Below are 22,563 nucleotides of genomic sequence, written 5' to 3' on the forward strand. Positions count from 1 at the left end.
AAGTCGCAGCGTTACTCTTTTTTCAATAGTTGACGGCACTTGCTACATCAAAACTATGGATTGTTCGCAGAACATCCAACGCTATGATGAAGCAACCCTCATGCCTTACGTAGTTCATGCTTAAAAATAATCCTATGAAAGTCCTAGCCACCGATTTAGACGGAACTTTATTGCCCCTTGTTGGGCAGTCTAGAAATCGAGACGATCTGCGACTACTAAGCCGTCTGCTTGATTCGGAAAAAATGGTGCTAGTCTTTGTTACGGGCCGGCATATTGAGTCTGTGGTCGACGTGATCGCCACAGCAGAACTTCCACTGGCCGATTACATATTTGCCAACGTCGGAACTGAACTCTATCGAAAGGTTGACGTCACAGAGTCAAATAGTGCCGTTCGTATGAAACATGTTGGTGATTCCGGATGTGGTTACCAGCTTGTGGAAGACTACCGATGGTGCTTGGATGCAATCACTGGCAATGTGCCTGCCGGTACACTTCGCGAGGGGCTTAGCGAAATATCTGGCCTGCAGGTGCAGGAGGAGGCAAAGCAAGGCCACCATAAATTGAGTTACTATTGTGATGCAGCCCAGATTGAAGACTACGTCATCCAGATCGAGAGACGACTGGGGCTTTCAAACCACAATTTTGAAATTGTTTCAAGCGTTGATCCGTTTACGGGAGATGGCCTGATTGATCTACTTCCATCGAAAGTCAACAAGAGCTTTGCTGTTGAATGGTGGTCGAAGGAGCAAGCGTTTGATCAAGAACAGATCATCTACGCGGGGGATTCCGGGAATGACCTGCACGCGTTGATCTCTGGATTTAACGCGGTTGTCGTGGGCAATGCAGCGGACGACCTGAAAAAAGTCGTGACCGAACAGCACTTGAAAGAGTTCAGCAGTACACAACGTTTGCACATCTCGAAACTGCCGGCTACCAGCGGAGTCCTTGATGGCGTGAGGCACTTTTTGGACAAGTCAAAAGCTTCTTGACGGAGAGTGGCGAAACCTCGAAACAAGTTGCCTTAAGAAAAATCAGTTTGAAGACTGCTCGGCATCCACGATGGCCTGATATTTTGCAAAAGCGCCTATCCGTTCTCCCGTCCGTTCGGTAAAACCGATTGAGTTAGGCATGTAACCACGAATTGGATGTGGGAGGGCAGTAGGGAAAAATTCACGCATTTCCAGCCCGCGAATGCTGACACACGCGGCCAAAGCTAAGTCTTGGAATTTCTGCTCGAGCATAACAACTTCGTTGTTTTCGATTGTGTTCATTTTGAAAATTGAGCGATCGTCTTTGAGCCAACTCTCTGCGAGTGGCAAGTTTTCTTCGTTGCCAAACACTAGGAGTGTTTGCATGGCGAGCGTGTAGGCGTCAATGCCGACTTGCCTGTCTTGTAACAAGCGACTAGCCAAGTCTTTGATTTCTGGGACCTTAAACTCTAGTCCAATTAGAAGCGGACGCACAGGATCAAGCTTGATGGTGGCTAACCAGTTTCCAGTAAATCGCTTGGCGACCTTGGAAACTCTTTCGTCTTTAAGTTCCGCTGTATACGGATAGGTTCCAACTAGCGCGACTGCGGCGGTCTCTAGGTCGCCAGTACTTTGGTCGCTCAGGAGTAACATCATGTATTGGAGTGCGATTGCATCGCCGACGGTTGTCTCCATGCGTGAGCTAAATCTCTCGAGCACAGATTTTATGGTGGCTTCTGAAACTTCTTTCAAGACTGCTGGGTCTTGCAAATTCTCAAAGCAAATCCTCGGGTGGTTTTCGAGCATTTGGAGAAAAAATCTCCGCGACGCGCGATTGGTGCCGACATATTTCGAGAATTCCGGCCACCCGAAAAATTCATGATCGTCCAACTTGCCGGGATGCTGCATGAAAGCATCAATGCGACCTGGCAATTCGGAGGTTTCCAGCGTTTGCACGATCATGGCGATCCGAGCGATTACTTCCGGGTCGCTTGAATTCCGTTGGTGAGCCTTTAGAGGTTGAACGACTTCCATGCCCATCAAGACAAGTTGATTGGTGGCCGCCTCGCGTTTCTCGAAATTATTATCCCCCAGTTGCTGAACAAGCTTTTCAATGGCCGGATTAACCTTTGGTTCCTTCTCTTCGGCCAGTTCTTCATCGTCTAATCCGCCTGCTTCGTCCAAGTCCTCATCCAAGGTGTCCACGTCGTTTAGCGGTTCTAATACGTCACCGGGCAGAGAATCTTCGGGAGGACTTGCTTCGCTGGGGGTGTCGGCCGACGTCGGAGGATTCTCCTCCGCAGTTGTGGCGTCTTGGGAAAAGCTCACCACAGTGGACTGAGCAATGAATAATGCTGTGATGACGGCATAGCGGAACAGGCTAAAGCAGGTGACGGACTGGCTAATTCCGTGTGATTGTGCCGTGTAACGATTGCTATGCATGGTCAGATTGGTAAGGCGAATTCCGGCAAGTCTAAAAATATCTGAGCGGGGCGAATGCATTCGTGGCGTCGAAGCTAGCGAATGGAGAGGCTCTTCAGCAACGGTTGCGAATATTCGGGACAGCCTTTTTATCATTGGCGAACGGTAGAAACAATCGTAACAAAAGAGCCACATCCCCCTCGCCTTGCGGTCGACTGCAGATACAATAGCAGCACTGGGATTTGCGGCCGCTTGCAGCCAACACTGCTAAAGAGCCTACACGAATTGTACTGTATCCCTGCCGCGTTTGGCCTGAAAAGATACAGATAATTCTCCGCGTCGATGAATGAATTCAAAGCGTTTCAAGCTTGGACCATTTACGCTGGCTCTGCAACGGCGGTTCCGCCTTTCTCGCATACAGGCTCAACTTTTATTGATTGCCACGTGCCGCCTTTTGGTTTAACGCGATGAAAACGAAACCGACCGAGACAGATCCATCGACCACATCCGCAACAGCTGGGACGTCAGCTTCATCTTCGTCATCGGGCCCCAGTACGCCATTGGGCCGTAGTACTCAGAGTGTCCATGCCGGTGAAGCGAGGCAGAAGAACGCCGACGCAATCACTGATCCAATCTGTTGCACTAGCACTTACACCTTCACCTCGACACAATCCGTCATTGATTTCATCGAGCAAGGTCAGGCTCGCGAAGAGTACGGTCGCTACGGGAATCCTAACGAGCGAGTGTGCGAACGAAAGCTGGCCGCTATCGACAATGGGGAAGATGCTGTGATCTTCTCCAGCGGTATGGCGGCGGTCGTCGGCTTGTTTATGAGCAAGCTGAATTCGGGCGACGAGATCGTTTTCTTTGATGAATGTTATCACCGGAGTCGCGAATTTTGCGGCAAACATCTGTCGCGTTTTGGCGTCATAACGCATCAAGTGCGCACGGGTGACTACGACGCGATGGAAGCCGCCATCAACTCGCGGACGAAAATGATTATCAGCGAATCGCCGACCAATCCGCATCTGACGTGCATTGACATCGAACGATTTGCGGACATCGGGCGTCGAAAGAAAGTCGAAACCTTGATCGATGCCACGCTGGCGACGCCTTACAATCTCAAGCCGCTCGATCTGGGCGTCGATTATGTCTGGCATTCAGCGACAAAGTACCTAGGCGGTCACAACGACTTGCTGGCAGGATCAATCGTTGGCTCCAAAGAGAAACTTGAATCTGTGCGCAATTTGCGTGGGATTATGGGATCGGTCAATTCGCCGCATAACATGTATCTTCTCGAGCGAGGGCTGAAGACGTTCGCGTTGCGAATGGAGCAGCATAACCGCAATGGGATGGAGATCGCCCACTTTTTGGCGAAGCATCCTCGTGTAGAACATGTCTACTACCCTGGCTTGGAAACGCATCCGACACATGAGATCGCCAAGAAGTATATGCGTGGCTTCGGCGGCTTAGTTACCTTTGTGGTCAAGGATGCAGACTGGCGTGCAACAGCGGACGTTGTCGATCGTTGCAAAATTCCACGCATCGGCCCGTCGCTCGGAGGCGTCGAGTCGCTGATTGAGCAACCGTATGTTATGAGTTATTTTAGCTACCCGGCGGATCAGCGTGCACGATTTGGTATTCCCGACAATATGATTCGGCTGGCGTGTGGGATTGAAGACACTGCGGATCTAATTGCAGATTTGGAAGCAGCCCTCGAAGGCTAAGCTTCCAAGCAAGACGCTTTTCCTGTGCGAAAAGCGGCACCAAACTATTTTCTTTATCTGTTGTTAGTTGGCTGAGCTATGAAGTTTGAGACGCGCGCAATCCATGTGGGGAACGAACCGGACGCTCGGACCGGAGCTGTTGTTACGCCAATCCATTTGGCAACGACGTTTATTCAGCCTGGCGCTGGGACGTGGGGCGAATTCGACTACGCGCGCAGCGGATCTCCGACACGCGCTGCCGTTGAAAAGACGTTAGCAGACCTCGAAGGTGGAGTTCGCGCGCTGGCGTTTGCATCGGGAATGGCAGCGACTCACTGCGCGACGATGTTGCTTTCCACTGGTGATCATTTGGTTGCTAGCAGCGATATCTACGGCGGCAGCTATCGACTGCTACACAAGATCTGCAATCGCAGCGGCATTGACGTCACGTTAGTTGATGGAACCGACGTAACTCAGATCGAAGACGCTATCACTTCCAAAACGCGGATGATCTGGACTGAAACGATTGGGAACCCGCGGATGACAATTCCCGATATTCCTGCGATATCCCAAATAGCTCAGAAGCACAACTGTTTGTTTGGGATTGATAGTACGTTTACGACTCCCGCGTTACTGCGACCGTTGGAAATGGGCGCTGATATCGTTATGCACTCTGGAACAAAGTACCTTGGCGGTCATAGCGATTGCTTGGCAGGTGTTCTGGTGGCCAAGGACAAAGAGCTTGCAGACAAACTTTATTTTGTACAGAACGCAACCGGCGCGGTATTGTCCCCGTTGGAAAGTTTTCTACTGTCGCGCGGCTTGAAAACACTTTCATTGCGTATGCGCGAGCATTGCAAGAATGCGCTAGAGGTAGCTCGGTTTTTGGAATCGCATTCCAAAGTCAAGCGTGTTTTGTACCCGGCCCTGCCTTCGCATCCTCAATACGAGCTTGCGCATGAGCAGATGCCCAATGGCTGCGGTGGCATGATATCGTTTGAGATTGATGGCGATTTAAAAGCAACGAAGCAAGTCTGCGAATCAACTAAACTCTTTGGCTTAGCCGTCAGTCTGGGCGCTGTGGAGTCGCTAATTGAGCAACCGGCATCGATGTCGCATGCGAGCTACGATCCCGCAGCCCGCGCTGCCTTTGGGATCACCGATTCACTTATTCGCATATCCGTTGGTTTAGAGCATCCTGAAGATCTTATCGAAGACCTTGATCAAGCAATTGGAAGCTATAGCTAAGTAGGAATGGGGCGGTCAACTTTTCATCGTTTGGCGGTCGAGTTGAACAATTGAATTTCCGACCTTAGAATTAAAACGAATGGGATGGACCACATACACAGGTCGGCGATGGCTTCGAACAATAGAAGTTCTTTCCAAGGTCGATTCGCATAGTGCCGCGTCTCCGATAGCATCGCTTATCACCGCGCGAACTCTGCTGGCAGAAGAATGAAGCCAAAGGAATGGATCGTGTAACATTCACTTGCCCATTCTCATTTTTTCGGACCAACTGACGATGATGCTCGTCCGTCTCTGAATTGGAATGCCAGAGTGGCACAAAGATTCGGGAAGCGGGATGCGTGGTTCGGCAGCGTAGCAACGGACAAATGCACTTCAATTGCCCTTGAGTATTCCTGTTGTCCAAAATAAAAACGCCGAGAGCAGGCCGAGCGATTTTCTGTGTGCCCACTGCGAGGCTAAGTTCTTAAAATTCATCACTTGGGGCTGAGTGCATCGGATTGGTTTTTTGCTAGAATGACTGCTCGGCTGCAGTTTCGCCGTTTAGAGAAGTAATTGTTCAACGAAATTTTTTGCCAAGATCATTACGCCACCGCGGATTGACCGTTCACTTAACTCGATTCAGCATGTTACTGAACCTTACGTTGAAAAGTAGCTAGCCTTCACTTGTACTTGAGCTAACGAGGACAACTTTTTGCTGGCGGTCTTAGAACGGTCGAGGTGGCAAAGAGGTTGGACTCTTATTCACGATGAGCCGTGTTGAGTGGCCGAGAAATAGGGAGAGGCTGGTCAAATGACAAATGATCAGACACTCGTCAATTTTACCGCCGTCCTACATTCCTCAGTCGTCTCATTTTTCTCAGCTTGGGTAGGAAATATGAAGGAGCTTATCGTGCGAACGTGTAGTAGTTTAAGAGAAAAATGCTTATGCATAATGTTGCTATTCTGTTTCGTTTTGCTGCATAGCGTCTCGGTTCAAGTCAACGCGGCAATTGCCTGGCAAGGAGTCGTATGCATTCAGAGTGGCGATGACATCATCCTCGCATCGGGAGATGGGGCGGAGCAACTGTTCTATCAAGATTTAAAGTTGGATGACATTATTGCGAAGGAAATCGAGTTGCTTTTCGAATGCGAGTTTACTGCTCAAAGTGAATTCGAAAAGATTTCTCGCGACCACAGTGAATCTCAGATAGAGCTAACCGATGTCACAATTGCTGGCGTTTTCTTTGAAGCAAAACTAGATGTCTTAACCATAAACTGGGTTCGTGAAAAGCATGGCAGAAGCAAGTGGAAAGTGAATAGAAATCAACACGAAGCGATCCTTGCTACCGTGCTTCAGAGCGCGCGCTGTTTCGAAAAGTTTGCGATGCATGACGGGTTCCGTTGCAACCGTGATTTCTTTTACAAGGATTTTAACGACGGAATTCTAAATCTAGAATTTGCTCCAAAACTTTTGCTGAGGACTTCAACAACGCGAATTCATGTCCACGACAAAGTGGTGCTGGAAAACACCAGCGAAGGTTACGACTACGATAGCGGCGAGTATCTTGCCAATCAGTTGCTTTCGAAAGGATTCGTTCTCCAGTTTGACGAACCCTGGCTGCAAAAAATGCAAATACTTGCTCCGGATGAAGAAAAAGCAGGAGTTTTTACCTTAAATCGAAGCCTCCCCGGATTTGAAAAATCTGGTGGCGTCTTTATAGAAATCGACGGACATAAACGGTTCGAGTTGAGCGAGTTAGATATTTTGCCGGTTGATTCAACGAAGCGCTATTGGAAGATCGCTGCGTACCATCAGCCGCTTCTAGCCGACAGGTTTCAGAACGAGCAATTGTTTACAATCAGAATGCGGCATTTTGATCCGTTCTTGGTTAATCAAAGCATGTCAGAACACACGATTGATAATAATCCGAGTGGACGTTTTATATCATGGCGCACCATAGCCCTTTCACTCGCATGTGGTCTAACCGGCGCAATCGTGTATTACCAGTACAAGTTACGATCCACGCTCAAGATCGTGATGCGTCTACGCCACGAGAATGAAAAGAGTCGGGACTAGTTCCCTGGCTTAGGTTCAAAAAGCAGCGACGAAGAGGGAGCAGGATTAGCAGGGTCAGAAGTAAAAGCTCGCGGAACGTCAGTTTTTAAGTGAATTGCGTCACTGGAATTAGCTTCATGTTCCGGTTGTCAGCTATGCCGTGGTTTTCGGATAACAAGCATCAGTCCGCAGGCCAAAGCCGCGAGCATCCCCAATGCGACCACGGTTGAATTAAAGAGGAAAGATAGACTGAACTGCTCAAAGCTTCGGCGAATTTTTTCGGCTATGGAAATATTCGTCGGTGGATCGACTATATCCTGACGCTCTTTTCGATAAACCTCGATGTCACGTTTCAAGTCACGAAAAGAATCTTCGGACAAACCTGCACTAAACTTTTCCTTTTGCTCCTGATCCACTGCCCAGTCAAAAGTTGTGAAAGTGGAGTATGACCCTACGCCAGAGGCATTGATCTCCACCGTCTCGAAAACGCTCGCCGGAAGGATGGCAGGGACATCCGCCAACTCAATCTGAACATTCTGCTTTACTTGATAGTTGCCAATTTTTGTCACAGAACGGGCGATCCTGACAGCAAAGTTTCTTGCGGGATCGAGAATGATTGACGATTCAGCGTTGTCGTCATAAAAAACCTTCAACAAAATAGCATTGCTTACGCCATCGCTTTCGACCGATTCCAGAGTTGTGCCAGGACGCTGCAGTAAATCGGCGATTGATTCGCCGTTCAATTTCCAGAGGGATTCAATAGCTCTCAAGTAGTCTACTTCAACCGAGATCTGAACGCCGTTTTCCTTGTGGAAATCTTCGACCGAAAGCACCGCCCTGGTAGGGTCCATCAGCATTGGTGTATAGAAAAAAGTCTTGTTAGCTGTAAAGTCTATCCCATATGACTGGACGTACGGACTTACCTTGGATTGCGCCAAAGAAATAAAGTCGGTTCGGAAAAAATTGCGATCCCTCCAGAAGTGTCCGGTAACGAGCAATTCTTCGTCAGTGAATGCTTCTGAGAAATTATTCACATCAAGCAACGTAACTATCTTCTCTGTTCGATAACGCTTTATTTGGCCGCTAATGCTTTCCCTGTAACGCTTCAACTGCTGATGAGCGGCAATAACATCGGCTGGGATGAGTGGATCTGAAGAAAAGACCGGCTCAAGCCCAATCAGAAAGAAACAGCACAAGAAAATACAACGATAATGCAAGTCCCAGAATGACACAAAAAGATCTCCGAAACGCAAATTGACGCTGAACGCGAAGAGCATATTGTACCATAAAGTCGATCAGCAATTCGAGCGTTCGACACTGAGCGTTTTGACAGCGCATATTAAGGTCTTCCTCGCGAGGAGAAATCCAAAGTTGCTCTACCGTGTCGTTGCGGTCGATAAATCGTTACGCTTGAGTCAACTATGGCTTTGTGAATGGCTTGATTCCAGAAGTCATTTCAGTGGAAACCTATGTTCTTCCCCTAGGATTGCTCGTGCATAATGCTAGGTAGAAATAAGAGGACGGGCGGCGGTTCGCGAATTGGCGGTGGAGCCAATCATCAGAAGTTTTCCAGATCTTTTCGCACCGGCCTGACTCTCGGACAGAACAGCTCAACCTCACGTGAGCTCAGTTGGCAAAAAGAATTAAGGCAGAAGAATGGATTATGAATCATTCTTTTGTCATTATGTCGGCCCCACTAACGATGATGCCCAGCCGTCTCAGTTTCTTCAGTGGCTAAGCTCAACCTCAAACCTTGTGTGTCATCGTGTCTGATCGCTCGATTTAATACTGCAGTGTTGTGAGCTTTTCCAAGGCAATCGCTCCATCTCTCAGTCGGTTTGAATTTTTATCGTGTTTTCACTAGGCAGAATAGCTTGTGGTTAGACACAGGCTAAAATGTTCGGATAACGATTGAACTTGCATCCTGCTATGCGTCCATCTGATCAAGAGGCTAAAAATTTACCGACGAACGAAAAGCCAATGTTTGATTTCTTGAATGCGTATCTGTTCTTCGGTAGTACTTCGACGATCCTGCTCATCCTGCTCGGGTTTGCCATCTTCGCACTGAGTTCCCACCATGCATCTTCGCGGTTCATACAATTTGTGGCCTGTCTTTCCGTTTGGTCTATAGCGGATGTGCTTGAGCTATTGGGACCCACGGAGCAATGGTGTCGATTTTGGTTTGCAAATGTCAGAACAACGGCCATCTGTGCGGCGAGTGCTTGTTGGGTTTCTTTTTGCCTCCACTATGCACGTTGCGATTCGCAGCTCTGGGGACGACTCGCCGTAGTCGCGACGTCGGTCGTCGCTGGTGGGCTAGCCATCCTCATGTGGTCTCCGCTGCAGCATAAAATATTTGCAGAACTTAAGTTTGAACCACACAGATGGCTTTGGCATCCGGTAACGCGAGTGACTGGCCCGTGGTACGACTTCTTTTTCTACTTTCCGCTTGTGTGCAGTCTGTTCGGCATGTGTGTCTTGGCAATCTATATTTACCACGTTGCTCCCCACGGCCGACGACAAATACTCTTACTCGTGGGAGGCGTCGCTTTCTTGACTTTATTCGCATTCCTCAACGGCTACGGAGTGCTAGGACTCCCGACGCTCGATAAATCAGTATTTGCGATGCCTGTGACAGTGTCGATTCTGGCCATAGCTCTGTTCAAGCACGGATTTATGCGTTCCACTCCGGTGCTGCTTAATGCACTTTTGAATACGATCCCAGATTCAATCTTGGCGTTCGACCACCATCGATATTTAACAGAAGCTAACTCAAATGGACTCAACCTGTTATCAACGCAACTTCCGAAAGGCAAAACGACGTCGAGCGTTCTGAATCGTAGGCTAGATAAAATGCTTAACGAAGAATCAGAATTGCGTCCCTTCGTACTAGCTCCTAAGTCTGGAAAGTATCAAATGGTAGTCAGGGAGTCTGCTCCGCGCCAGATTCTCGACATACAAGTGGTTTCGCTCGCAAGCGGAATTGGTCAAGGTTCTCTGCTGGTATGCCGTGATCAAACTCGACTATATGAGCTCATCGATGACCTTCACGCCTATTCGACTACGGTCGCCCACGATCTGAAGAATCCTTTGTCTGCGATTATCACTTACTGCGAAGTGCTTAGTTTGAGAACTCGAGATGCACAGAGTGATGAGATTCATCAAGAAATTCTAAGGGCTGCAAATACTATGAATTCTATCATCAGCGATCTCTTGTTGGTCGGTCGTTTAGATCACGGTGAGAAACAGACCAACGATGTAGTGGATGTCAAGAAGTTGGTCCTCGCTGCAGTGGAACGCGTTGGGATTACGAGGAAGGACGCGAAAATCGAGATATGCGGCGATGAACACTGGCCAATGGTACTCGGCAAGGCGGCACTCATCGACGTCATCTTCAATAATCTATTAAACAATGCCGTTGAGCATGGAAATCAAGATAAGATTTGCATTAGGATCGGATACGAATTCGAGGGGGACTTCATAAAGTTCGTGGTGACGGACAATGGATTGGGCATCGATCCCGAACAGCAGTCATCTCTATTTCGTGTTGAGCCAAAGGAGCTTTGTGATGGAGGACCCCTTCGCGGTTTTGGCCTATCGATAGTCCGACGGCTTGTCGAGAAACAGGGCGGCACGGTCGGTGTGTACTGCAGAACGAATGAGGGGGCTACTTTCTGGTTCACGCTTCGCGCCGCAACCAAATAGTGTGATCGGAGCTGTGCGAACAGAAGCCGCGCGAGCCGCTCTGGCTCTTGCCGCTTAAGAGCACATCGTTAGACCAATTTCGGCTCAAACACTCCGGCTGAGTGTTAAGGGGACGAGCTCTGGTGTACTGTCGATAGTTACAACTGAGCCGAACATTGTAAAGGCAGATACGTCATGGATCGCAACTGGAAGCAACTCGCCAGCTTGACGCTCGTTTCCTGACCACACAACAATTCGATCGCACGGAGTCCGGCCGGTCATCTGGCGGACTGGGCCTTCCTCTTTCTTGCGGATCGAATATTTGCTGGGACCTTCGACCAGTACTTCGACCGTTTGGCCAAGAAAACGCATGTTCTCTTCCAAGCTGACGCGGTTCTGGACCTCCAACAGACGATGGTTCCGGTCATGCTTGACCTCTTCAGGGACGTCGTCGGGCAACAAACCCGCAGCCTTGGTTCCGGGCCTAACGCTATATTGGAAGATGAATGAATTCTTGAATCGGCAACGCTCGATCATGTCCATCGTTTGTTGGAAATCATCCTCGGTTTCGCCACAGAAGCCAACGATGAAGTCGCTTGCTACGGAAGCGTCTGGCATGATGTCACGAATCCGATCCATCATGTCATAATATTCAGCCGTCGTATAACCACGCTTCATCCGCTGAAGCACGGCATCGCTGCCGCTTTGCGCTGGCACATGTAAGTATGGCGAGCATTTAGGTAAATCTCGAACAGTCCGCAACAGTTCTGATGTCATATCCTTGGGATAGTTCGTAACGAATTTGATCCGCTCGATCCCGTTGATAGGATGCAAACGCTCGATCAAGTCGGCCAAGCGCGTCGTCTTGTCGCCTTGGCGATAACGGTAGGAGTTCACCGTCTGGCCTAAGAGCACAATCTCTTTGCAACCTTGACGAGCGAGCTCATGAGCTTCCGCAATGATCTCATCAGGTGCACGCCCTTGTTCTGGCCCGCGTGTCATTGGCACGATGCAATACGTGCAGAACTTGTCGCAACCGATCTGAATGCGCAAGTACGCTTGAAAAGGTGTTGGCCGCATTTGCGGATCTCGCAGCGGATCGAATGTCTCATGACTGCGGCGGATGTCTTCTTGCGAGCCATCTTTGCGTGAAAGACTGACGGCAAGTTGCTGGCCTTCGCCGCGGCCGACGCTTTCCATCAGTTCTGGAATGCGATGCAACTGGCCGGGCCCAACAACGAGATCGACAAACGGCGCACGCTCAAAGACTTGTCGTTGATCCTTCTGAGCCATGCAGCCCATCACGCCGATGATTTTCTCGGGGTTCGCCAGCTTCAGTTGCTTGAGGCGATAGAGATTGTTGTAAGCTTTCTCTTCGGCGTGCTCCCGAACACTGCACGTGTTGAACAGGATCGTGTCGGCCAGCGCTGGGTCCGATGTGAGCTCGTAGCCCTTTTTGCGCAGCGCAGCCACAACCATCTCGCTATCGAGCACGTTCATCTGACATCCGACCGTTTCGATGTAAAGATGTTTGGCTGGCAGGCTTTGGCTATCGTTGTTTGAGAATTCGTTGTTCATCATGCCGATTCTACCGGCAAATCGGCGACTGTGAAAGCAGCAAAAATTGCGGCGGCGGCGATGATAACGAGTTGTCTTCTACTGGTAGCCTTCGACAGGTCGGAACGATCCGCCCGGCGTAACTTCGGTCGCCGGTATTCGATTGGGGATCGGGAAAGTGAAGGGACTTGAGTTATCAGGATTGGTCGGGTCGGCGTTTATTAGACCATTGTTAGTCGGAAAGTCGCTCGGGCTGGTCGAGGGTACGGTAATAGGGGCTCCCAAAGGCGCCAGAGGTGGAGGCGAAGTAATGGCCACACCCATTCGCGATTGGTCGCGCAGCTCTTGTCCACTTGCGATGATCGCTTCGGTTGCGACGACGGGATCGACCGACATCTGGACGTCCACGACGCGTTCATCGCGTTTTTCAAATGGCCAAAGCGTCTCACTTACGAACGCGACGCCGGGAAATTCGTACCAAGGTGGGTTAAAACGTCGCAGGAATTTTTCGGTGCGGTAACCGTCTTTGACAATTTCGAAGTGACGCGTACCGTAGTAGGTAAAATTAGTAGAAACAGGCGTCATTCCGATCGGTTGGCGATCGACATACACCATTGCACCCGGCGGACTTGTGCGCACAGTTAATCGGCGGCGAACGCAACCGGTTAGACTTGTCAGGCACAAGGTTCCAATCAGCAGGAGCGTGATGTTTTGATTCTTCATGCGATGGGACAGGTTGGACTGCGTTTCGATCGGAGGTCAAAACTGGCCACGACTGAGTAATGAGTTCGTCAGAATCCTGTATAGAATTTCCCTTAGTCCCAAGCCTAGGGCAATTGGATGGTGTATAGTTGTAAATCCACCTTGGAACGGGTTAAAACCTCGCCGAATCGTTTCCTATTTGCCCCAGATTTCCATTCTTAGCAACCGAGTTCGCTTCGCAGTCGAATTGGCGTCTCGGTGAGAAGTGCAGCATTGTCGAAGCATTTATCGATCTATCAAAGCGACGATATCTACGCACAAGCCGTTCGCGTATCGGCGTTGACTAACATTGGTATGCGCCGACGTACCAATCAAGATTCGTACGTAGGCGTAATGAGTGACGGGCAGCAAAACTGGCGCAAGAATGGTCACCTGCTGATCGTCGCCGACGGCATGGGCGCTCATGCGGCGGGCGAAAAGGCCAGCAAGATGGCGACCGAAGGCATTCCGCATCACTTTGGAAAGCAAAAGGAAGGCCTGGCCGTTGAACGTTTGCATCGCGCGGTGATCGATGCAAATAATGAGATCTTTCGGCGCGGGCAAGCGAACTTTGAATTTCGTAACATGGGGACCACGGTTAGCACTTTGATGATGCTTCCCGAGGGAGCCGTCTGTGCACACGTGGGGGATTCGCGTGTCTACCGGCTTCGTGACGCTGTGCTCGAGCAGTTGACATTTGATCACTCCTTGGTGTGGGAGATGCAGGCGTCGGGCGATCTGAGCGAAGAGGCGTTGAGCGCGTCTGTCATTCCCAAAAATGTGATTACGCGATCTTTAGGTCCCAATGCGTCAGTGCTGATCGACTTGGAAGGCCCCTTTCCGCTGCGAATCGGGGACAAGTTCTTACTCTGTTCCGACGGATTGACGGGGCAGTTGTCGGACGAGGAAATCGGCGTGATCATGTCGTTGCTAAGTCCGGACGAAGCGACAAAAGTTTTGATCGATCTAGCCAACTTACGCGGGGGTCCCGACAACATCACGGCAGTTGTGGCCGAAGTGGTCAACGATTGTATTGCGTCCAATCCGACCGCGCTAGCCAGTGAAATGCGCAGCCATGAGCCGATCCGGTTTTCCTTAGCATTTGGTATCACCTGTGCCATTTGCGCGCTGGCTGCAATCTTTCTATTGCTGCTTGACCAAGCGTCGTTGGCAATCATCAGCACTGCCTTAGCTGCCTTGGCGTTGCTTGCGGGCATTGTTCAGATGATGAGCAATCGGAATCGGTCCAGCGACTATCACGGTCGATATGGCAAAGGGCCTTATCGACGATTCAATTGTCGACCTGACAAAACGATGGCCGATGGGCTTGCAGGAACATTGCAAGGTTTGCGTGAGGCGGCGACAGAAAATAATTGGAATTTGGATTGGTCGATTTTGGATGACGAACAAAGTGAAGCCAACGTCGCTTTGAAGAATCGCGACTTTCAGAAGGCAATACGATGTTATGCTCTCAAGGTCAGCGAGATTGTTAGTCAAATTCCGCGTTTAAAGCCTGACGAAGATACTGGTCCGCTGCGGACATAGACCCTACGATCGATAAACTTTACGCAGCAAAAAGCAGCCGACAACGATCATCACAAGGTTTGCTAGAAAGGGTGTGTAAGCGGGCCAGATGCCGTTCTTCGCTCGGTCTACCCCCAACGCAAACAGCGGGTAGTAAAGAATAAGGACCGGCAGGAAGCAGACACCGAAGCTGGTCCAGTAGTCGGCTGATTTTTTGATGATTGCCAGCGGCACTCCCATAAAGACGAAGCTGAAACAGCTGAATCCCAACGCCCATCTACGCCAGGGCTCCATTTTCAGTCTCGCCTGACGCTTGGCTACATCGCCAATATAGAAATTATGGTCGTGGTTGATGCCGTCTTCGAGCAATGCAAATCGTCCGGAAAGCATGGCGACCGAGTTGCGAGACAACAGCGCTTGCTCATGCAATTGCGCCTCCCGTTGTAGATCGGCCCGCGCCACCGGCATGTCGCTCAGTGCGATTTGCCCGATGCTTTGCGAACCTGAACCGCCCTTTCGGGCAGCTTTTTCGAGCGGTAGTTCTAGCCGAATGGAATCGTCACCACCATCCAGTTGCCAACGACTTCCGCTGTCGGATTCCCAGTTTACAAGTTCAATTGAGAGCGTCTCGTTCTCTTCATTCAGGCTGATCGAAGCTTTTTCAGCAACAATCGTGTTCGTTTCGGCTCCGCCATTAATCATGATTGTTGGATGAATAAGCCAACGGTCTTGAACATCTTCGACGTGAATTAGCAAGCCACTGTTGGACCCGTACGAGCCGTTGGTCTTGAGGTAGCCGTAGACGATTTCTTCGAGCGAATGTAAGGCGACTCGCTTCAAGCCAGGTTGTCCCCATGAAACGGCGACATCGATCAAGAGCACCACCATCGGACTCAAAATGAGGGCAAATATATAGATTGGAGTAATAGCTCGAAAGGGATGCACGCCCGCGCCTTTGACGGCGATGATCTCATTGTCTGCCGACATTCTTCCGTAGACGCTACAAACCGCGAACAGCAGCGTGCTGGGCGTTGCAAATTGCAGCGAGACCAACGTCGCATAGGGCAGCATCTTGATAAATGCAGGTAGACCAAGCCCTTCTGCGATGACTTGGTGCATGACGACGCCCAACATAATGACAGTCGTCAGAGCGAGCAACGTAATCGTGGAGAGGATAATTACTTCGCTGAGAATGTAGCGGGAGAATTGTCGAGGCCACATACTTTTGCTTTGATGTTCGCGAACGTATAAGATCAGGCTGCTGTAATGACGGTTAGTTCTAGAGCATTTGATCCCAATGTCGCAAGAGCGTTGACGTCGTGTGAGGCTCGCATGAATTTATGCGGCGGGCCTGATGGCAAAAGTAAACTTTGGAACTCTAGGTACACGAACAACATGTATTCGAAATTTTCTTCCGATCAACTGATACTTCGTGATTTGCTAGCGCGCGATCGTACGGTGCTGGCGAACGAACGAACATTGCTAGCATATTTACGTACTGCTTTGGGTTTTGGGGCTGCCGGGGCGACGCTTTTGCAACTATTTCCGAACGATGCCGCATTGCTATCACTAGGAATTGCGCTTTGTACTCTGGCAATTCTGATCTTTGTCGGCGGGATCTATCGTTTTATCTCGATAGCAAATCGTTTGCGACAGATCGCCGTTCCCGTCAGTACTCCAGACGGAACTCCTCAGCTACCAGCGAACTGATCTGTTGCTGGCTGGGCCTGTTTTGTTAGAGACGGTAGCACACGTTCTGACGTGATGAATTCCCTAATCAGCACAACAATACCTAGCGGCATCGGCTAGCCATGTCCAACGATACGGCAAAGTCCAAGATCAACGACAATCGTCGAACGATTCGCAAGAAACTGCTGATCGGTACGATCGTGCTGGGTATTGTCGTCGCAATTTTAGGCTACACGGGGTTTCGCGGTGTCTATTCGTACCGCGATTTGGCAGCGACGTTAAGTCATCGCGCGGCCGAAATCCCAATCACAACAGATCTGACGCGACAAGTCGACGATTTGCGATTCGCCTTCCGTCAACTGCATAACGAACACGTGGTCGTGGCCGAGATCTTCCCGCCGACCGACAAGTGGGCGGAACGAATGCAGTACAGCCTAGCATTGCAGTCGGCCCGAGAAACGCTCAGCCGGTATCAGTCGCGACTTCAGTCGACGCCTATCGAGAATCCGTACCTAGCTGAAAACGCTGAAGAGAAAGAACTGGTTAAGTCGATTCAGCGGCGGCTGGACATTATTACGAAGCGTGATCGTGGCGACAGTCTCATGATGGACCCAACAACCGCATCAATGCAGTTGCATGATCTTGGGGAGTTGTCTGACGAAGTTCATCGCTTGCCAACTCTGCTGCAGAAAAGGATGGCGAGTTTCCGCGAGAAAGTTCGCTCGCAGTACCGCGTAATCATTGCGCTGATGTGGTTGAGTTTTGCAATCGCCGCTTGCTTGCTCACTGGGCTGATTGTTTATGCGAGACTGGCAGTGATTCGCCCGTTCAAGCGGTTGCTTGAAGGTGCGCGGATGGTCGCTTCGGGAGTATTCGATCACAAAATCGATATTGAATCGAACGACGAGATTGCAGAGCTTGCTTCGGTAATCAATCGTGGAACTGAAAAATTCTTGCGTATCCAAAACGACCTGAATCAGGAAGTGATGGAACGATCGCGTGAAGTGATACGTAACGAACAACTTGCAAGCGTCGGCTTTTTAGCCGCAGGGGTTGCGCACGAGATCAACAATCCGCTCGCTTCGATTGCCTGGAGCGCAGAAGCGCTCGAATCACGGCTTCACAAAATCTTGCATCCGATTACCCAGCAAACTGGCGAAGAGATGCCTGAGCTTGAAACGCTGAAAACGTATTTGCGTCGGATTCAAGACGAAGCATTTCGTTGTAAGGGTATTACCGAACGGCTGCTCGATTTCTCGCGCCTTAGTCAAGCGGAACGCAAGCAAGCGACCGATATGGTTGAAGTTGTAAAGGACGTTATCGAACTTGTACGGCACCTTGGCCAGTATCGCAATTGTCGCATTGATTTTGAACACGCAGAGGAAGCAATTGCGTGGGCATCGCCGCAAGAAATGAAGCAAGTCGTGTTGAACTTGCTTACTAATTCGCTGGATGCAATGCTGACCGAACGCGAAGACCAGAAGGTAACCGTTTCGGTCCAGACAGGCCAGAAATGGGTTCACTTGACGATTGAAGATAACGGTTGCGGGATGACTGAAGAGGTCCGTGACCATCTGTTCGAGCCGTTCTTTACGCGGCGACGCGATGGACGCGGGACAGGGCTGGGGCTACCTATTACCAGCCGAATTATTGCCGATCACGGAGGGCGAATTCTCGCTTCTTCTCGCGGCGAGAATCTAGGTTCAAAGTTTGAAGTTCAAATTCCTACCATAGCAGCAAAAATTGAGCATGAGTCCTTACAACAAAAAAACAGTGTCGCAGCCGCTTGACGAGAAAAGCCTGTCGATCCTGTTCGCAGATGACGAAAAATCGCTTCAAGAATTGATGCGTATGGAACTTCCGCAAATGGGCCATCGCGTCACCGTTTGCCCTGACGGCCATACTGCGGTAGCAGCATTGCAAAAGGATACATTTGATTGCGTCCTAGTTGATTTGGATATGCCGGGCATGAATGGTATCGAAGTCATCCGGCGCGCGCACACGATCTCGCCTGCCACTGAAGCAATCGTGCTCACTGGCAAGCAATCGTTAGAATCGGCGATTGCCGCGTTGCGTTTCGGTGTCGTCGACTATCTATCAAAACCATGCAAACTGAGTGAACTAGAGCAGTTGCTCAGCCAGATCGCAGCACGCCGTCAATTGCGACGACAATATATAGCGTTGCAAAAAGCATCTCCGAACGACAACGCGACAGGGCCGCGGCTGATCGGTGATCACCAAAGCATGAAGAACGTGCACAAGCTCATAGCCAAGGTTGCTCCCACTAGCTCGACCGTGTTGATTCGTGGTGAAACCGGTTGCGGAAAGGAACTTGTCGCTCGTGCACTCCATGATCAGTCTTTGCGGCGCGACAAAGCTTTCGTGGCGATCAATTGTGGCGCTCTGCCAGAGAATCTGATCGAAAGCGAGTTGTTCGGGCATCGCAAGGGAGCTTTCACTGGAGCCGATGTGGATCGCGAGGGGCTCTTTGAGACAGCGCGGGGCGGAACAATTTTTCTTGACGAGATCGGCGAACTACCGCTTTCCATGCAAGCGAAGTTGCTGAGAGTCTTGGAAAGTGGCGATGTGCGCAGAATCGGAGACAATCAAACTTTGCGCGTCGACGTGCGCGTTGTTTGTGCGACGCACCGGAACTTGGAAGAAATGGTCGAGCAAGGAACGTTCCGGGAAGACCTTATGTTTCGCGTCAATGCGTTCGAGATTTCAGTACCAGCGCTGCGCGAGAGAATCGAAGACGTCCAGCTTCTCGCACGGCACATTTATCTGAGATTTCATCCGGAAAACGCTGACAAGGATCCGATCTTTGCAGACGAAACGCTCGACATCATGAAAGCGCATCAGTGGCCGGGAAACGTTCGGGAAATGGCGAACGTGATTGAGCACGCCACGATTCTGTGCGATGGACTGCCGATCTTGCCGCAACATTTGCCTCGTCACTTTAGCGATCGCCGTTTGAGAAAAGAGCTTCGGACCTCGAGCCCAATGAGCCTCAAGGAGTTGGAGGTCATTGCGATCTTGGAAGCAGTCGAACGCCATTCGGGCAATAAAGCCGCAGCGGCTGATGAGTTAGGAATCAGCCTGAAAACGCTGTACAACAAATTGAATCAAAATGAACTGTCGCTTCGTAAAGCCGCCTGAGCCACGGGACCTTAAGTTTTCCTGTGTGCAAATGATGCCAACGACTGCAAAAGGGCGCAAGCGTCCTTTCAAATACTTAGAACAGTGTTAGGTTTTGTCAGACGTCGCTGACCGTACAAGGTCGACGACTTTCGAAGTTGCATGTCTCAATCGAGGAACTGTTTCAATAGCAAGTCCGAAAAGCATTCCCACTTCAAACTCTTAGTCAGCTCTCGGTAACGAATACAACCGTTCAGCCTTACAGTAAAACGCCTGCGGTTTTACACATAGCTCTGGTTGTATTGATTGTAGGGGCTGTTTCTATATTTGCGATTTCGTTTTCCCGAAATCCTTTTGCCAATTGCAAGTCCTGCCTTATGGTTTCGCATCGCCGATGAGCAACACGTGTTGATCATCGCAAACTTATCGAAGCCACATTTGTTCTTGTATCAGGATTGACCGGGAGTTTTCGAATATGAAAATCCAAAAGATTTGCTTTGTTCTTTCCAGCCTTGCATGCCTAACCTTTGGAAGCTTGGCCAATGCAGCTGACACGGATTCACAATCGCACACCGTAACCGTTCCAGAAACGCTTACGATCGTTGCACCAGTAGCTCAGACTTTAACTCACGACGAAACCGATGACGCTCAAGTCTTCGGAACTCAAAACTGGGAAGTCTCAGCTAACTCTGCTACGGGTGTGACTGTCACTTTTTCAACATCGACAGCGTTCGTTCACACAACTGATAGTGGCTACAAGCGTGATGCTAAACTTGATTTAGCTTTGAACACTTCGTCGGGACCGGGCACGTGGAGCGTTACGACAGCGACCGACCAAACCGACTACGTTGGTACCGATGAAACGGCCTCGGTGGTTGCTGAATCGGACGACGCCGGCAATGCGACCTTTGATTTGGTCGTTACCTTTATCACTGATGAATACGGTGTGTTTGCTGCTGGTGACTACGCGATGACGGTTGTTGGTACAGTCGTTGCGAATTAGTTCGCTTGTAACTACCGGCTAGCATGCTGTAAAGCTGCGTGGCTTCGGCAAAACAGCAAATATAACTGAGCGTTTAACGACGCTTGCCAAAACGGCGTTGCGTGCGAAGGGGGATTCGCAGGCAAGGCCGTTTCTGGTTTTCTAGAGGTCTCTTTCCTCGGCGTTACGGTATTCCGAAGATCACTCTTGCGGGCTGCCGCATTTGGAATGTATATCCGCACAGTACCGGCAAGGTTTATTAAAGTTTCACTGGGAAACTAGAAATTCTACCGTAGCTTGCTCTTCGATCTGAGCCAATGGGGTTCGATCGTGGTGGACTGTACATTGATCCGACTTACGCGAGTATGGGTGACGCAAGTGTGCTTAACGGCCTTCGTCGTTAGCGGCTGCGCTGCGCCTCGCGATATTCGCCGCCAAAGTGTAGACGAATTATATAGAGAAGCGGTCAAGGCATCGCACGATCATAACGCAGAACTGCTTTCGTGCGACGAAGTTCCACTCAATGAGATGGAGAGTTTCGAGCAATTAGGTCCGTACGAGCAGCATTCAGAAATGCTCTCCGACGAGTTCATACCGATCGATCTTGGCGACACAAGCGTATCGCGTTCAATTTCAGATGTTGCAAGCAACGGTTCATCCAAAGTTGCTTCAGCCAGTTTTCAGCAGGCACTGCCGGACAGCAAGCTCATCTCCGAGCTTTTCGAACAAACCGACATTCGCGAAGCGATCCAGATTCTCGCAGCATATTCTGACAAATCCGTAGTCATCGACGATAGCATTGGCGGTGTTACTTCGGCCCACATTCAAAATGAGCCCTTTGACCAGGCGCTACAGAAAATTCTCATGCCACTGGGCCTTGAGTATGCAGTTCACGATGGCAGCTACATTATAGCGCCACCAGACCCAGATTCGCCGCTGTTTCGCTACGTTAGCTTTCGAACGACTTACGCGCCGCGATTTCATAAGGCAACCGAGTTGCTGGCATTGCTGCCGCCTCGCATGTCGCAGTTTTACCAAGTTTCTGACAATCGAAACCTAGTCGTAATTGATGCCCCGAAAGTGGCAAGCGAAGAAATACTTACCCGACTTCGAGAGCTCGACCAGCCTGTTCAGCAAGTCGAACTAGAAGCGATCGTATGTGTTAGCGCTCCTGATCGCGGTTTTCGTTTTGGCGTAGACTGGAATCATGTAGCACAAGTTGATGGGCTTGAGTCCTTGAATTTTGGTCTCAGCGGTCTGACATTCTCTGGTAAGGGAAGCCCGCAGAGCGCTGGAAATGCATTCTCAGATTTTGCAGTAACGAGCGCCTTTATCAAACTGTTAGCTCAAGAAGGTTACGTTTCTATTCGTGCTGCACCACGAGTAACCACGAAGGACAACGAAAAGGCAACCATATCCATTGCCCGCGAGACTTTCTTTAGCCTGCAACCCTCCAACTCGAACGTACTTTTTCGTCAAGATGTACAGAAGGTTGAAGCGGGCATCTCGCTTGATATCACGCCGCGCATTCGCGGAAACCGCGTTTCGGTCCAGATTAGCAAAGCCGAAGTCAGTGAAGATATACGCTCGAACGAAACTGCGAGTAATCTTTCGCTCAGTCCCTATCCAATTATCAATCGTCGAACTGTGACGACGAATGTTGACGTCAATGATGGGCAAACGATTGTGATCGGTGGATTGGTGCAACGGCAAACGGTTGACCGAGTCAACCGAGTCCCGTTCTTCGGAAGCCTGCCAGTTGTCGGTAATCTTTTTCGAACAATCGAGCAGCAAGAACAAGAAGCGGAAGTAGCGATCTTCATCTCTCCGAAAATCGTCGCGCTGGAAGTCTGCGAATAACGCAAAATG

General features: G+C 50.1%; 16 protein-coding genes. 11 read left to right on the forward strand and 5 right to left on the reverse strand.

Annotated features, from left to right (window positions below):
- Nucleotides 1-134: 134 nt before the first annotated feature.
- Nucleotides 135-989: an HAD-IIB family hydrolase gene (locus SH451x_RS05695; RefSeq protein WP_479361480.1), complete on the forward strand. Its 855-nt coding sequence runs from the start codon at nucleotides 135-137 to the stop codon at nucleotides 987-989.
- A gap of 42 nt (nucleotides 990-1,031) precedes the next feature.
- Here SH451x_RS05695 and SH451x_RS05700 read toward each other — a convergent pair whose 3' ends face one another.
- A complete protein-coding gene (locus tag SH451x_RS05700; RefSeq protein WP_479361481.1) occupies nucleotides 1,032-2,411 on the reverse strand; it encodes a hypothetical protein in 1,380 nt (459 codons plus the stop codon).
- A gap of 446 nt (nucleotides 2,412-2,857) precedes the next feature.
- Here SH451x_RS05700 and SH451x_RS05705 point away from each other — a divergent pair, with 446 nt between their 5' ends.
- The 3 genes from SH451x_RS05705 to SH451x_RS05715 all read left to right on the forward strand — a co-directional run bounded on the left by SH451x_RS05705 (nucleotide 2,858) and on the right by SH451x_RS05715 (nucleotide 7,400).
- On the forward strand, nucleotides 2,858-4,117 hold the full coding sequence (locus SH451x_RS05705) for a trans-sulfuration enzyme family protein (protein ID WP_479361482.1): 1,260 nt from the start codon (nucleotides 2,858-2,860) through the stop codon (nucleotides 4,115-4,117).
- A gap of 78 nt (nucleotides 4,118-4,195) precedes the next feature.
- The gene (locus SH451x_RS05710) at nucleotides 4,196-5,344 is read left to right on the forward strand and encodes a trans-sulfuration enzyme family protein (protein ID WP_479361483.1); all 1,149 of its coding nucleotides are present in this window, start codon (nucleotides 4,196-4,198) and stop codon (nucleotides 5,342-5,344) included.
- 931 nt (nucleotides 5,345-6,275) lie between these two features.
- Nucleotides 6,276-7,400 carry a hypothetical protein gene (locus SH451x_RS05715; RefSeq protein WP_479361484.1) on the forward strand — a complete coding sequence of 375 codons (1,125 nt, stop codon included), beginning with the start codon at nucleotides 6,276-6,278 and terminating at the stop codon, nucleotides 7,398-7,400.
- A 128-nt stretch (nucleotides 7,401-7,528) separates the two neighbouring features.
- Here the strand turns inward: SH451x_RS05715 and SH451x_RS05720 are convergent, their stop codons facing one another.
- Nucleotides 7,529-8,611 (reverse strand): hypothetical protein, encoded by a 1,083-nt coding sequence (locus tag SH451x_RS05720; protein ID WP_479361485.1) that lies wholly within the window; start codon nucleotides 8,609-8,611, stop codon nucleotides 7,529-7,531.
- Nucleotides 8,612-9,359: 748 nt separating this feature from the next.
- Between SH451x_RS05720 and SH451x_RS05725 the strand changes: the two genes are divergently transcribed.
- Nucleotides 9,360-11,084: a sensor histidine kinase gene (locus SH451x_RS05725; protein ID WP_479361486.1), complete on the forward strand. Its 1,725-nt coding sequence runs from the start codon at nucleotides 9,360-9,362 to the stop codon at nucleotides 11,082-11,084.
- 84 nt (nucleotides 11,085-11,168) lie between these two features.
- Here SH451x_RS05725 and miaB read toward each other — a convergent pair whose 3' ends face one another.
- On the reverse strand, nucleotides 11,169-12,641 hold the full coding sequence (gene miaB / locus SH451x_RS05730; RefSeq protein ID WP_479362886.1) for a tRNA (N6-isopentenyl adenosine(37)-C2)-methylthiotransferase MiaB: 1,473 nt from the start codon (nucleotides 12,639-12,641) through the stop codon (nucleotides 11,169-11,171).
- A gap of 78 nt (nucleotides 12,642-12,719) precedes the next feature.
- Entirely contained in the window at nucleotides 12,720-13,343 is a 624-nt protein-coding gene (locus SH451x_RS05735) for a PEGA domain-containing protein (RefSeq protein WP_479361487.1), read from the reverse strand.
- Between the two features lie 252 nt (nucleotides 13,344-13,595).
- Here SH451x_RS05735 and SH451x_RS05740 point away from each other — a divergent pair, with 252 nt between their 5' ends.
- Nucleotides 13,596-14,906: a PP2C family protein-serine/threonine phosphatase gene (locus SH451x_RS05740; RefSeq protein ID WP_479361488.1), complete on the forward strand. Its 1,311-nt coding sequence runs from the start codon at nucleotides 13,596-13,598 to the stop codon at nucleotides 14,904-14,906.
- A 3-nt stretch (nucleotides 14,907-14,909) separates the two neighbouring features.
- Here SH451x_RS05740 and SH451x_RS05745 read toward each other — a convergent pair whose 3' ends face one another.
- The gene (locus SH451x_RS05745) at nucleotides 14,910-16,106 is read right to left on the reverse strand and encodes an LptF/LptG family permease (RefSeq protein WP_479361489.1); all 1,197 of its coding nucleotides are present in this window, start codon (nucleotides 16,104-16,106) and stop codon (nucleotides 14,910-14,912) included.
- Nucleotides 16,107-16,280: 174 nt separating this feature from the next.
- Here SH451x_RS05745 and SH451x_RS05750 point away from each other — a divergent pair, with 174 nt between their 5' ends.
- The 5 genes from SH451x_RS05750 to SH451x_RS05770 all read left to right on the forward strand — a co-directional run bounded on the left by SH451x_RS05750 (nucleotide 16,281) and on the right by SH451x_RS05770 (nucleotide 22,554).
- The gene (locus tag SH451x_RS05750; RefSeq protein WP_479361490.1) at nucleotides 16,281-16,595 is read left to right on the forward strand and encodes a DUF202 domain-containing protein; all 315 of its coding nucleotides are present in this window, start codon (nucleotides 16,281-16,283) and stop codon (nucleotides 16,593-16,595) included.
- Nucleotides 16,596-16,696: 101 nt separating this feature from the next.
- Nucleotides 16,697-18,364, forward strand: coding sequence for a sensor histidine kinase (locus tag SH451x_RS05755; protein WP_479361491.1), 1,668 nt, complete (start codon nucleotides 16,697-16,699; stop codon nucleotides 18,362-18,364).
- A gap of 10 nt (nucleotides 18,365-18,374) precedes the next feature.
- Nucleotides 18,375-19,733, forward strand: coding sequence for a sigma-54-dependent transcriptional regulator (locus SH451x_RS05760; protein WP_479362887.1), 1,359 nt, complete (start codon nucleotides 18,375-18,377; stop codon nucleotides 19,731-19,733).
- Nucleotides 19,734-20,187: 454 nt separating this feature from the next.
- Nucleotides 20,188-20,715: a hypothetical protein gene (locus SH451x_RS05765; RefSeq protein WP_479361492.1), complete on the forward strand. Its 528-nt coding sequence runs from the start codon at nucleotides 20,188-20,190 to the stop codon at nucleotides 20,713-20,715.
- A gap of 309 nt (nucleotides 20,716-21,024) precedes the next feature.
- Nucleotides 21,025-22,554 carry a secretin GspD/PilQ domain-containing protein gene (locus SH451x_RS05770; RefSeq protein WP_479361493.1) on the forward strand — a complete coding sequence of 510 codons (1,530 nt, stop codon included), beginning with the start codon at nucleotides 21,025-21,027 and terminating at the stop codon, nucleotides 22,552-22,554.
- Nucleotides 22,555-22,563: the final 9 nt, after the last annotated feature.

This window comes from Njordella aestuarii (assembly GCF_056494165.1).